Genomic DNA, 12605 nt, shown 5'->3' on the forward strand with positions numbered 1-12605 from the left:
TATTTATTTTAGCTGAAATTTGATCTTGCTAAGGTTTGAAACAAGGTTAATCCTGATGCAATAAGACGCTTTTTAAAATTTAAATTAGAACTCATGAAAATTATATCGTACAATGTCAATGGTATACGAGCTGCCGTAAATAAAGGATTTATAGACTGGATTAAGGCCGCAAATCCCGATGTAATTTGTCTTCAGGAAATCAAGGCCATGAAAGAACAGTTGGATATAAATCTGTTTGAAGAAGCAGGCTATATCTATAACTATTGGTTTAGTGCAGAGAAGAAGGGTTATAGTGGGGTGGCTATTTTAAGTAAAATAAAACCTGATCATGTTGAGTATGGCACGGGAATTGTGTCAATGGACGCTGAAGGTAGAAATTTGCGTGCAGATTTTGACGGGGTTTCGGTTATGAGCTTGTATTTACCATCAGGAACAAATGATGCCAGGTTAAACCATAAATTAGAGTATATGGATATGTTTCAAGACTATATAAATACTCTTAAGAAAGATACCCCCAATCTAATTATCTGTGGAGATTATAATATTTGTCATGAAGAAATTGATATTCATAATCCAAAAATGAAGGGTGTTTCAGGGTTTTTGCCGGTTGAACGGGAGTGGATCGGCAATTTTATTAAGAGTGGCTTCATTGATTCATTTAGATTTATGAACCCGGAATTACAACAATACAGCTGGTGGAGTTATCGTGCCAATGCCCGTGCCAATAATAAAGGGTGGCGATTAGATTATGCTATGGTTTCTGAGCCATTACAAGAAAACATTAAAAGAGCCGTTATATTGTCTGAAGCCGTACATAGTGATCATTGCCCAATTCTAGTAGAAATTGATAAATAACCATAATAAACCTAAATAACATGATTAAAAAAAGTGTATTTTCATTATTAACTCTGGTGATTTTAGCCTCGTGTGTGTCTCCTAAAGTTTATAAAGAATTAGAAGCAAAATATGCCGATTTAAAGAAGGAAAACAGAAAACTTTCTGCAGATTATGAAGAGCTGGTAACGGCAAAAGCTGCTGCTGAAAATGATTACAAACGAACCAAGAAAGCATATGATGAAGTATTGGCACATCGTGATAAATTACAAGCCGATTATAACGCAACAAAGGCAAATCTTGATAATTTAAAATCATCATATGATGCTTTAGAGAAAAACAGTTCAGCTGCCATTGCGGCCAATTCGCAAAAAAACAGGGAACTATTGGCAGAGCTTGAAGCTAAGGAGGAAGCTTTATCGGCAGAGATTACCAGGTTGGCAAAACTTAAAAAAGAATTAGAAGACCGTTCTAACCGGGTGGCCGAACTGGAGAGTGTTATTGCGGCAAAAGATGCAGCAATGACCGCTTTGAAAAATGCTATTTCTAGTGCTTTAACAGATTTTGAAGGTAAGGGTTTGACCGTAGAACAACGTGACGGAAAAGTATATGTGTCTATGGAGAATAAGTTGTTATTTAGCTCGGGAAGCTGGGCCGTGGGTTCTGAAGGACGTAGAGCGGTAAACCAATTGGGAAGTGTACTTGGTGAAAATCCGGATATTGCCGTTTTAATTGAAGGACATACAGATAATGTGCCCTATAGTGGTAATGGCCCGTTAACAAGTAATTGGGATTTATCTACTAAACGCGCTACATCAATTGTTAATATTTTAAGGGAAAACGAAAACATAACCCCGGAAAATTTAACAGCAGCCGGGCGTGGGGAGTTTGCTCCAATAGAAACTAACAGTACACCAAAAGGACGAGCTAAAAACAGACGTATTGAGATTATTTTAACGCCAAAGCTGGATGAACTGTCCAGGCTGTTAAATGAGCAATAAAGTCCTATTAAAATAAGAATCCGAACAGATTATTTAAAAGTCTCATAATGAAAAACCTTTTAGAGTAAAACTCTAAGAGGTTTTTTATCTTTACAGTTATTCCTGCAAAGGCTGGAATTTGTTAAAATTATAATTCAATTAAAAAAATTCCTGACTTTGCGGGAATAACAAAACAGATAATGATATACACAACCCTACCAAACACCAATTTAAAAGTTAGTAAAATATGCTTAGGTTCTATGACCTGGGGAAACCAAAATACTGAGGCTGAGGGGCATGCTCAATTAGATTATGCTCTTGACCAAGGGGTTAATTTTATTGATACTGCAGAATTATATCCTGTTCCGGCAACAGCAGAAATTAGCGGGCGTACCAGTAAAATTATAGGAACTTGGTTAAAGAAATCAGGACATAGAGATAAAGTTTTTATAGCTTCTAAAATTGCTGGCTCGGGCGATTATACTGCACATATCAGAACCACCGGGTTTAGCCCAGATGCTATTGCGGAAGCTATTGATCTGGAATTGGAACGATTACAAACTGATTATATTGATTTGTATCAGTTGCACTGGCCGGAACGTGACACCAATAGGTTTGGAGTTAGAGATTATAAGCTGGATACTAAATGGCAAGATAATTTTAATGAGATCCTACATAGCCTGAATAAAGCTATAAAAGTTGGTAAGATTAGACATATAGGACTTTCCAATGAAAATTCCTGGGGAACCATGCGTTATTTAGAGGAGGCTAAAAATCATGATTTGCCCAAAGTCTCTACCATTCAAAATGCTTATTCTATGCTGTGTAGATCTTTTGAAACCGATTTGGCAGAGGTGTCCATGAGAGAAAATGTTGGCTTATTAGCTTACTCACCAATGGCGTTTGGGGTATTGTCCGGAAAGTATATTAAAGGGAATGCAAGTGATGATTCCAGATTAAAATTATTTCCAAGGTTTGCAAGGTATAGTAGTGAGCAATCTATTGAGGCTACAAAGCGTTACTTGAAAATAGCTGAAGATCATAATATGAGTTTAGCGAAAATGAGCTTGGCCTTTGTAAATCAGCAGCCGTTTGTAACCAGTACTATTATTGGAGCAACAAACTTAGATCAGCTTAAAGAAAATATTGAGAGTGTTGATGTTACTTTAACTGATGCGGTTTTAGAGCAAATTAATGCAGTGCATCAGGCTATACCTAATCCGGCAACATAAACTGTACGAAAAAGCATGATATCTATACTAAAACAAATGGATCAAAATATTGCAAAGTTTATGAAACTTTGGGGTGTTTCAGCTTTAAGAATATCCTTTGCTGTCATTTTTTTTTGGTTTGGAATTCTTAAACCTTTTGGGTTGTCGGCAGCTATTCCTTTGGTTAAGGCAACAGTTGTTTGGTTACCTTTTATTGAACCGGATATTTGGGTACATGTTATTGGTTGGTGGGAAGTGGCTATAGGTATTTTGTTTCTGTTTAAAAAAGTAACACGCATTGCTATTGGCTTATTGTTTTTGCAAATGACCGGAACTTTTATGCCTTTAGTGTTTCTGCCGGATGTGGTTTACCAGAACAATAATATGTTATTACCAACCATGGAAGGACAATATATTATTAAGAATTTGATGATCATTTCTGCAGCCCTTGTGGTTGGAGCTAAGTTTTATGATAAAGGCTGATGTAAACGGGCTTTGCCATTGTTTAACAACCTAATAATCATAGATTATTATAACCTTAAAAGTTTAAAATAGTCTGAAAATAAAAAACCCGCTAACTTTAACAAGTAGCGGGTTTTTAAATTATTTAATTTGATTACCATCTTTATCAAAAAAATGATATTCTAAGTATGTGTAAGCATCTCTAGGTAAAATCTTTACCCACTTTTTGTGTTCTAAAAACCATTTAGAACGTATAGATGGAATACCTTTTGTTAAAAAGGCAGCTATAAAGGGATGTGTGTTTAGGGTCACCTTTTTATAGTCTTTTTTAAATAGTTTTTCAAGATCGTGATTTATTTTTTGCACCAATCCTATTGGAGCTTCAACCTCAGAGCCGTTTACCCCATTAGGGTTTTCTTCACGGGTTTTAATGTTCATCTCCGGGCGTACACGTTGTCTTGTTATTTGTATCAATCCAAATTTACTTGGAGGCAATATTTTGTGTTTTGCTCTGTCATCTTTCATTTCATCACGAAGATGATTAAAGAGTTTTTGCCTGTTTTCAGCATTAGTCATATCTATAAAATCTACCACTATAATACCTCCCATATCACGTAAACGTAATTGTCGGGCCATTTCTGTTGCAGCTATGAGATTAACTTCAAGTGCTGTGTCCTCCTGGTTATTGGCTTTGTTTGACCTGTTGCCGCTATTTACATCTATAACATGTAGTGCTTCGGTATGTTCAATGACCAAATAAGCACCTTTTGCCATAGAAACGGTTTTACCAAAGGAGGTTTTAATCTGTCTTTCTATTCCAAACTTTTCAAATATTGGAACTTTAGATTGATATAATTTAACTATTGATTCTTTTTTTGGTGCAATTTCCTGCACGTAATCTTTAATTTGATAATAAAGTTCTTCATCATCAACAGTAATACCTGTAAATGTGTCATTGAATATGTCTCTCAAAATAGAAGAGGCTTTATTCATTTCACCTAATACTTTACTAGGGTGATGTGCTTTGTGTAGCTTTTTACACATTGCCGTCCATCGACTAAGCAAATTTTGTAAATCTTTATCTAGCTCAGCTACTTTTTTGCCTTGTGCTACTGTACGTACAATTACGCCAAAACCTGGCGGAGTAATACTCTTTACCAAACGTTTTAATCGGTCTTTTTCTTCTCGGTCTTCTATTTTTTGTGAAATAGAAATACGGCTTGAAAAAGGGACTAAAACAATATATCTACCGGCAATAGAAAGCTCTGAACTTATTCTAGGCCCCTTGGTTGATATAGGTTCTTTTACAATTTGTACTAATAGCGATTGATTAGATTTTAAGGCGTCGGTAATTTTACCGTCTTTCTCAATATCTTTTTCAAATGGGAAATCTTTTAAAGAAAAATCTTTTAGTTTACCTGTGCTTACACGTTTTGTGAATTTTAAAAGCGAAGGCAGTTTTGGCCCTAAATCATGATAATGCAAAAATGCATCTTTTTCATAGCCAACATTTACAAATGCAGCATTTAGTCCAGGAACAGCTTTTCTGATTTTGGCTATAAACACATCGCCAACAGAAAAGTCATTACTGTCTTCATCTTTCTGTAATTCAATAAGTTTTCCATCTTTTAATAAGGCAAAATCAACATTGTCGGAACTAGATCGAATAATCAATTCTTTATCCATTTAGTTAATTTTAATCCATCACCATTAATGGTGACAGATGGATTATACATTATTTTTGTCTACTAATTAGATAGTAATTAGTAAACTCACAGGATTTTTAAATCCGTGGAGTTCATACCACACCAAAAGGTGTAAAAATCAATGAACTCATTTCAAAGAACTTGTTGTTTTGTAAATCAAAAAAAGTAGTTAATCTAACTACTTCTTTGATTTATTTTTTCTTTTTGTGACGGTTAGCGCGTCTACGTTTCTTACGTTTGTGCGTCGCTACCTTATGTCTTTTACGTTTTTTACCACTTGGCATAAATAGTGTCTTTTAAATTAATAATTCGTTTTTAATACTAAAACTTAAATTCAGTACTTGTGTTTTTATTTAACGTCTACATTTGTTTTAACGCCTTCTACAAAAACTTTTGCAGGCTTAAATGCAGGGATGTTATGAGCAGGTATTTTTATAGTCGTGTTTTTTGAAATATTTCTACCTGTTTTTTCAGCTCTTGTTTTAATAATAAAGCTTCCAAAACCTCTTAAGTAAACATTATCACCACCTTCTAAAGAAGTTTTTACTTCTTCCATAAATGTTTCAACAGTTGCTTGAACATCACCTTTTTCAATTCCTAATTTCTCAGAAATTTTTGCTACTAAATCAGCCTTCGTCATTTTTAATATTATATTTTATTGGGTTACTATAAATTCTAAAAGGGATGCAAATATAGGAATTAAATATTCAATATTTCAAACCTAATTCACTAAAATTTAATATTATAAACGTTTATTTTTGTTCGCTATATTTAATTAATTTATGATATTCTCAAAAACCTTAATTGGTTGGTATTCAAACAATAAGCGTATTCTGCCTTGGAGGACAACCAAAAACCCTTATAATATATGGTTGTCTGAAATTATTTTGCAGCAAACACAAGTAAAACAAGGGTTGCCTTATTATGAAGCTTTTGTTACCAAATACCCCACAGTTTTTAATCTGGCACAAGCCCCTGAAAGTGATGTCTTAAAATTATGGCAAGGTTTGGGGTATTATTCAAGAGCCAGAAACTTACATACCTCAGCCAAATACATAGTAAATGAATTAAAAGGCCAATTCCCTAATGCCTATAAAGACTTGCTAAAATTAAAAGGTGTTGGTGATTATACGGCAAGTGCCATTGCTTCTATTTGTTTTGATGAATCAACAGCTGTTGTTGATGGAAATGTGTATAGAGTACTATCCAGATACTTTGGAATTGAAACACCAATAAATTCATCAAAAGGGGCAAAGGAGTTTAAAGCTTTGGCACAGGAATTAATTGATAAAGATAACCCAGCTGATTTTAATCAGGCCATTATGGAATTTGGGGCTACTCAGTGTAAACCCAAGAACCCGGACTGTTATACTTGTCCGTTACAAGACGGATGCATAGCATTTAGCAAAAATAAGATTGCTGTTTTACCGGTTAAAATTAGAGCTGTTAAGGCTAAAAAGAAATATTTTAACTTTTTGGTTTTTATTTCTGAAGACAGAAAGACCATATTAGAAAAGCGAGAAGGGAAAGGGATTTGGCAAAACCTATACCAGTTCCCATTAATTGAAACAGATAAAGAACAGAATGCCGGACGTTTTAAGGCGTTATTAAAAGATCATGGCTTGTTGAAAAGAATGCCTTTTGAATTATCCTTATATAATGAAGCGCCTATTGTACATAAATTATCGCATCAACATTTACATACAAAATTCTGGATAGTAAATATAAAAGAGTTAGGGGTAGAAGGTATGCCTTATAGTCAAATCAGAAAATTTGCAGTACCTGTTTTAATAGGAAATTTTATTGAAGCTTTTAATTTTGAATAGTTTCGTTATAACAATCATATTTTTTTATTAATTTTAAAAACATGTGAAGCAATTGACTTATTAAAAGAGAGGTTCTCAACTATTAGTTGAGTTTCTGTTGAAATTGTGATTCTCACAAGTGAAGAACATAAAAAGTAAAGAATATTCTTTATTTTTGCTTTTCTAAAATTGTATAAATTATTATGTCTGGAACTTTAAATAAAGTAATGCTTATTGGACACTTAGGCGACGAAATAAAAATGCACTATTTTGAAGGCGGAGGTTGTATTGGACGTTTCCCTTTGGCAACAAATGAAACGTATACAAACAAGCAAACCAATGAGCGTGTTACTAATACAGAATGGCATAATATAGTAGTTAGAAACAAAGCTGCTGAAATTTGTGAGAAATATTTAAGCAAAGGTGATAAGGTTTATATCGAAGGTAGATTAAAAACCAGAAAATGGACAGATGATAAAGGGAATGAACGATATTCTACCGAGATTCAATGTAATGACTTTACATTTCTATCAACCAAAAAGGAAGGCAGTAATAGTGGTGCAAATACTTCTGTTGCTCAAAATCCTATTGTAAATCAACAACAATCAAATACAGAACCTATTGGAGATGATAATGATGACCTTCCGTTTTAATGTAATCTTGATGTCTATCAAGAGCCTATGTCTAATTAAAGTGATAGTCTTTGGATCCTGACCCTGCCTGTTTTATTTTCTTAATTAATACAATTGATGTTTCGGTTGTCTTTAGTTTTGCATTATTGTTTTTGCTTTTAGTTTGTTCTGCACTTATTTCTGGAGCAGAAGTTGCCTTTTTTTCTTTAAATATGGGCGATATTCAAAAAGGTTTAGATCAAAAATCAAAGCGTATTGAAATTATTGCAACGCTTTTAGAGCGTCCTAAAAAATTATTAGCAACCATATTAGTGGCTAATAATTTCATCAATATTGCCATAGTTATTCTATTTGCGGCTATCAGTGATGTCTTGTTCTTAAATATTACTTCTAAGATTGATTTCTATTTTTTCAAAGTTGATTTGGTTTTCTTTATAAAGGTCTTTGTAGCCACCTTTTTGATTTTGTTATTTGGAGAAATATTACCTAAAATCTATGCCAGTAGAAACAATATAAAATTTGCCACATTCATGGCCTATCCACTTCGGTTTTTGGATGTGATTTTTTCACCAATAAGCTTACCTATGCAAAGTGTGACCTTGGGGATTCATAACAGATTAGGTAAACAAAAATCAAATATAAGTGTAGATCAATTATCTCAGGCCTTAGAACTTACCAGTGAAGAAGATACCACTACAGAAGAGCATAAGATTTTGAAAGGAATAGTCTCTTTTGGTAATACAGATACTAAACAGGTAATGCGTCCGCGAATAGACATATTTGCAATCAATATTGAGCAAAAATACATTGATATTTTACCTGAAATTATTTCAAACGGCTATTCAAGAATTCCAGTATATCGGGATAGTGTTGATACTATTGAAGGTATTCTTTATGTCAAAGATTTGTTGCCACATATTGATAAAAAACAGTTTGATTGGACCACACTTTTACGAGAGCCATTCTTTGTTCCTGAAAACAAGAAGTTAGATGATTTAATGACCGAATTTCAGGAGAAAAAGGTGCATTTGGCTGTGGTGGTAGATGAATATGGCGGAACATCCGGGCTGATTTCTCTGGAAGATATTATTGAAGAAATAGTTGGAGACATTAGTGATGAATTTGATGATGAAGACTTAACATATTCTAAGTTAGACGATCATAATTTTGTATTTGAAGGGAAGACGGCTTTAAAAGATTTTTATAAAATTATTAAGGCTGAAGACGATAACATTTTTGAAGATAATAAAGGTGAGGCTGAAACCATAGCAGGTTTTGTGCTGGAAATATCCGGGAGTTTCCCAAAACTAAATAGTAAAATAAATTTTAAAAATTACGTTTTTACTATTGAGGCTATGGATAAAAAACGAATTAAACTGATTAAATTTACAATTACCTAATGGCAAAATTTTTTTATGCTGTATTACTTATGGGGTTATGCCTGTCTTGTGGAGGGGAATATGTGCCAAAGCCTAAGGCGCATTTAAGATTAGATTATCCGGAGGCTAAGTACAAAGCTATTGATGAACAATTGGAGTTGCCTTTTACTTTTGAAGTTAATGTACTGGCTTCTAAAACAGAAACAAAACCGGTAAGTGCCACTACAAATAGTTACGGGTTTAATTTGGAATACCCATCATTAAGGGGTACTGTGTTTTTGACTTATAAGGCTATAGAAAACAATGAAAAAAACCTTAAGAATTTTTTAAGGGATGCCCAAAATTTTACTCAAAAGCATACCGTAAAAGCTGATGAAATACCAGTAACACCATATCAGAACAATAAGAGAAAAGTCTATGGTGCTTTTGCAGAAGTAAAAGGTAATGTGGCATCACCGGCACAGTTTTATGTAACTGATAGTGTGAATCATTTCTTAACAGGGTCTTTATATTTTTATGCAAAGCCTAATTATGACTCTATTCTTCCGGCCACTCATTATTTGCAAAAAGACATTAAGCATATTATGGAAACAATAATTTGGGAATAAAAAAAGCACTTTAAAAAAGTGCTTTTTTTATTGAACTAAGTTAGTTTCAATGTCTTCTTCTGAATTTTATATCTCAATAACCATGTTATTAAGTGAAGCATGCTTAAAAGTCTTCTACGGTTTTCATGTCACTCACTTTATAAGTGTCTGAAACTTTTGTAACAGCTTCTTCAAGAGTAGCCGGCGTTACTTTAGCTTCATTGTATTCAACCATAGCAAGCTTTCTGTCAAAATCTACTTTGGCAGATTTAACACCATCCATCTTAGATATTTTCTTTTGAATAGAGGCTGCACAACCAATGGCACAGGTCATCCCGTCAATAGTAAACTCTGCTTTAGCATAAGTGGCATTAGGGTCTAATTCTTTAGTTATCTCTGTATCAATTTCAACAGTTTTAACTTCAGGGGTTGCTTTGTTCTTACAACTAAATGTCAAAGTTGTTATTAATATAAGAACTAAAATATGTTTGATTGCTTTCATAAATTTATCTTTAAAAGATTAGAGTACAAAATTACTAAATAATGTGGTTTATTGATTTAAAAAGTAGAATTTTGTGCTTGTAAAACAACATTGTATGAGCGGTATAAACTCTAAATGGATATATCTTTTTGTTCTGTCACTAATTTGGGGTAGTTCCTTCATATTAATTAAGAAATCCCTTTTAGGGTTAACACCATATCAATTAGGAGCCCTAAGAATTATTATCACAGGATTGTTTCTTTTTGCTATGGGGTTTAAAACAATAAGAACCATAAAAAGTTCAGATTGGAAGTGGCTTGTAATTTCAGGGGTCTTAGGGTCTTTTATTCCCGCTTTTTTCTTCGCTATTGCAGAAACTGAAATAGATAGCGCTGTGGTTTCAATATTGAACTCGCTAGTGCCACTTAATACCATTTTGTTAGGCTTTGCCGTGTTTAAAATAGCTTCAACAAAAAGACAGGTATTAGGTGTAGTAATTGGATTTATTGGAACAGCTATATTAATTTTTAGGGGTGCAGATTTAAACCCTGGGCAGAATTATTTTTATGCTGTTTTTGTGATATTATCTACACTGATGTATGCTGCAAATGTTAATATTATAAAAAAGTATTTGCAGCATGTAAAGCCATTGACCATAGCAACAGGTAATTTTGTAGGTATATTTATTCCTGCAATAGTTGTTTTATTATTTACCGATTTCTTTTCAGAGCGTACTTATAGTCATCCGGACTTTAAGATGTCTATGGCGTATATCACTATTCTGTCTTTTTTTGGTACGGCATTGGCAAAAATAGTGTTTAACAAGTTGGTGCATATCTCTACACCTGTGTTTGCATCTTCAGTAACTTATATTATGCCAATTGTTGCTTTAATGTGGGGGTTTTTAGATGGCGAATCCTTTGGATGGATTCAGGGTATGTCAAGTATTATTATCTTATTTGGAGTTTATTTATCTCATAAAAAAAAGCCTAAAAATGTGCAAAAACACTAATAACTCAGTTGTTTTTGATGAAATTTATTGTGAGGAAAATTATTTTAATTCAGGATTTTTCACGAAATTTAAAAGAATTAATTCTGCATTATTATGAAAAAGTTATCCCTTCCCTTACGTTTTGGTTTAGTTACAAGTGCTGTTTTAATAGCTTATTTTTTAGTGTTAGCATTAGTTGATAAGCATACTAATCCGGCATTTAGTTTTGTTAATGCTATTATTACCGGGTTGGGAATTTATGAAGCTATCCGTTTGAGTAAGCTTGAAAACCTGGATGATTTCTCATATGCCGGGGGGTTTAAAACAGGTATCATCACAGGCTTTGTGGCAACAATTATTTTTACAATATTCTTTTTGTTCTATACTACCGAAATTAATGTTGAATTTTTGCCGGATTTGTTACAAACATTCAAAGGTAGTTTTAACGTAGATATAGGCATGGTGACCTTTGTGGTAGCAGTCATGGGCTTCGCTACAACTGTAGTTGCGTCACTGACCGTGATGCAGTTATTTAAAAAGACCAGAAATATTCCTCAAAATCCGTAAAACGTTTGTAGTTTAATTAATTAGCAGTATATTTGCACTCATTTTTAAACAAATAAATTAATAAAAACGTTACGCTATGTACGCAATTGTAGAGATAGCAGGGCAACAATTTAAAGTTGAAAAAGACCAAAAAGTTTTTGTTAACCGTTTACAAACTGAAGAAGGTAAGAAAGTTTCTTTCGATAATGTTCTTTTAGTTGGAGATGGTAACAATGTAACTGTAGGCGCCCCGGCTATAGACGGAGCTCAGGTAGGAGCTAAAGTCTTAAAACACCTTAAAGGTGATAAAGTTATAGTTTTCAAAAAGAAAAGACGTAAAGGTTACCGAGTAAAGAATGGTCACCGTCAATCTTTAACTGAAATTGTAATTGAAAGTATTGCTGCTTCGGGAGCTAAGAAGGCTACCAAAGCTGAAAAAGCTGCCCCAGCAAAAGCAGAAAAGAAAGCAGAGCCTAAGGCTAAAGCTGCAGCTCCAAAGGCTGAAGAAACTCAAGACTTAAGTAAACTAACGGTTGCTGAGTTAAAAGTTTTAGCAAAAGAAAAAGGTGTTGAAGGTATTTCTTCTATGAAGAAAGCTGATTTAATAGCTGCTTTAAGTTAATCTTTAAAAAATAAAATCGAAATAAAATGGCACATAAAAAAGGAGTCGGAAGTTCGAAAAATGGTAGAGAATCAGAATCGAAACGCTTAGGTGTTAAGATTTTTGGTGGTCAGGCTGCATTAGCTGGAAACATTATCATAAGACAACGTGGTAATACACATCACCCAGGTGAAAATGTATACCAAGGAAAAGATCATACTTTACATGCCAAAGTTGATGGTGTTGTTAAGTTTACAAAGAAAAAAGATAATAAATCTTATGTTTCTATCGAGCCTTTTGAGGCTTAAGAAATTAATTTCTTTTAAAAATTATAAAACCCTTTCTGGAAACAGAAAGGGTTTTGTTTTAATAGATTCTTGGGTAACTATT

Annotated in this window: 15 protein-coding genes; 12 read left to right on the plus strand and 3 right to left on the minus strand. The window is 33.5% G+C overall.

Annotated features, from left to right (window positions below; genetic code table 11):
- Nucleotides 1-93 precede the first annotated feature (93 nt).
- The 4 genes from VOI54_RS05945 to VOI54_RS05960 all read left to right on the plus strand — a co-directional run bounded on the left by VOI54_RS05945 (nt 94) and on the right by VOI54_RS05960 (nt 3508).
- Nucleotides 94-855 carry an exodeoxyribonuclease III gene (locus tag VOI54_RS05945; RefSeq protein WP_326281805.1) on the plus strand — a complete coding sequence of 254 codons (762 nt, stop codon included), beginning with the start codon at nt 94-96 and terminating at the stop codon, nt 853-855.
- A 20-nt stretch (nt 856-875) separates the two neighbouring features.
- Nucleotides 876-1835, plus strand: a complete 960-nt coding sequence (locus VOI54_RS05950) for an OmpA family protein (RefSeq protein ID WP_326281806.1) — start codon at nt 876-878, stop codon at nt 1833-1835.
- A gap of 179 nt (nt 1836-2014) precedes the next feature.
- Nucleotides 2015-3046, plus strand: a complete 1032-nt coding sequence (locus VOI54_RS05955) for an aldo/keto reductase (protein WP_326281807.1) — start codon at nt 2015-2017, stop codon at nt 3044-3046.
- Between the two features lie 15 nt (nt 3047-3061).
- Nucleotides 3062-3508 (plus strand): DoxX family membrane protein, encoded by a 447-nt coding sequence (locus VOI54_RS05960; protein ID WP_326281808.1) that lies wholly within the window; start codon nt 3062-3064, stop codon nt 3506-3508.
- Nucleotides 3509-3628: 120 nt separating this feature from the next.
- On the opposite strand, the gene VOI54_RS05965 is transcribed toward VOI54_RS05960, so the two are convergent.
- Nucleotides 3629-5173: an Rne/Rng family ribonuclease gene (locus VOI54_RS05965; RefSeq protein WP_326281809.1), complete on the minus strand. Its 1545-nt coding sequence runs from the start codon at nt 5171-5173 to the stop codon at nt 3629-3631.
- A 369-nt stretch (nt 5174-5542) separates the two neighbouring features.
- Nucleotides 5543-5833 (minus strand): HU family DNA-binding protein, encoded by a 291-nt coding sequence (locus tag VOI54_RS05970; RefSeq protein WP_055442767.1) that lies wholly within the window; start codon nt 5831-5833, stop codon nt 5543-5545.
- Between the two features lie 142 nt (nt 5834-5975).
- Here VOI54_RS05970 and mutY point away from each other — a divergent pair, with 142 nt between their 5' ends.
- From mutY to gldD, 4 genes are all read left to right on the plus strand, one after another.
- Nucleotides 5976-7019 carry an A/G-specific adenine glycosylase gene (gene mutY / locus VOI54_RS05975; protein WP_326281810.1) on the plus strand — a complete coding sequence of 348 codons (1044 nt, stop codon included), beginning with the start codon at nt 5976-5978 and terminating at the stop codon, nt 7017-7019.
- A 182-nt stretch (nt 7020-7201) separates the two neighbouring features.
- The gene (locus VOI54_RS05980; protein ID WP_326281811.1) at nt 7202-7651 is read left to right on the plus strand and encodes a single-stranded DNA-binding protein; all 450 of its coding nucleotides are present in this window, start codon (nt 7202-7204) and stop codon (nt 7649-7651) included.
- Nucleotides 7652-7701: 50 nt separating this feature from the next.
- Entirely contained in the window at nt 7702-9030 is a 1329-nt protein-coding gene (locus VOI54_RS05985; protein ID WP_326281812.1) for a gliding motility-associated protein GldE, read from the plus strand.
- A complete protein-coding gene (gene gldD / locus VOI54_RS05990; RefSeq protein WP_326281813.1) occupies nt 9030-9617 on the plus strand; it encodes a gliding motility lipoprotein GldD in 588 nt (195 codons plus the stop codon). Before VOI54_RS05985 ends, gldD begins: the two co-directional genes overlap by 1 nt.
- Before the next feature lie 103 nt (nt 9618-9720).
- Here the strand turns inward: gldD and VOI54_RS05995 are convergent, their stop codons facing one another.
- Entirely contained in the window at nt 9721-10098 is a 378-nt protein-coding gene (locus tag VOI54_RS05995) for a heavy-metal-associated domain-containing protein (protein WP_326281814.1), read from the minus strand.
- Nucleotides 10099-10192: 94 nt separating this feature from the next.
- Here VOI54_RS05995 and VOI54_RS06000 point away from each other — a divergent pair, with 94 nt between their 5' ends.
- From VOI54_RS06000 to rpmA, 4 genes are all read left to right on the plus strand, one after another.
- Nucleotides 10193-11089, plus strand: a complete 897-nt coding sequence (locus VOI54_RS06000; protein ID WP_326281815.1) for a DMT family transporter — start codon at nt 10193-10195, stop codon at nt 11087-11089.
- Between the two features lie 93 nt (nt 11090-11182).
- A complete protein-coding gene (locus tag VOI54_RS06005; protein ID WP_326281816.1) occupies nt 11183-11635 on the plus strand; it encodes a DUF4199 domain-containing protein in 453 nt (150 codons plus the stop codon).
- Between the two features lie 76 nt (nt 11636-11711).
- Nucleotides 11712-12236, plus strand: coding sequence for a 50S ribosomal protein L21 (rplU, locus tag VOI54_RS06010; RefSeq protein ID WP_326281817.1), 525 nt, complete (start codon nt 11712-11714; stop codon nt 12234-12236).
- Between the two features lie 26 nt (nt 12237-12262).
- Complete coding sequence (gene rpmA, locus VOI54_RS06015) at nt 12263-12523, plus strand: 50S ribosomal protein L27 (RefSeq protein ID WP_136480425.1); 261 nt, start codon at nt 12263-12265, stop codon at nt 12521-12523.
- Nucleotides 12524-12605: the final 82 nt, after the last annotated feature.

Source organism: Alterotamlana spongicola, from assembly GCF_035818475.1.
In the GTDB taxonomy this organism is placed as follows: domain Bacteria; phylum Bacteroidota; class Bacteroidia; order Flavobacteriales; family Flavobacteriaceae; genus Cognatitamlana.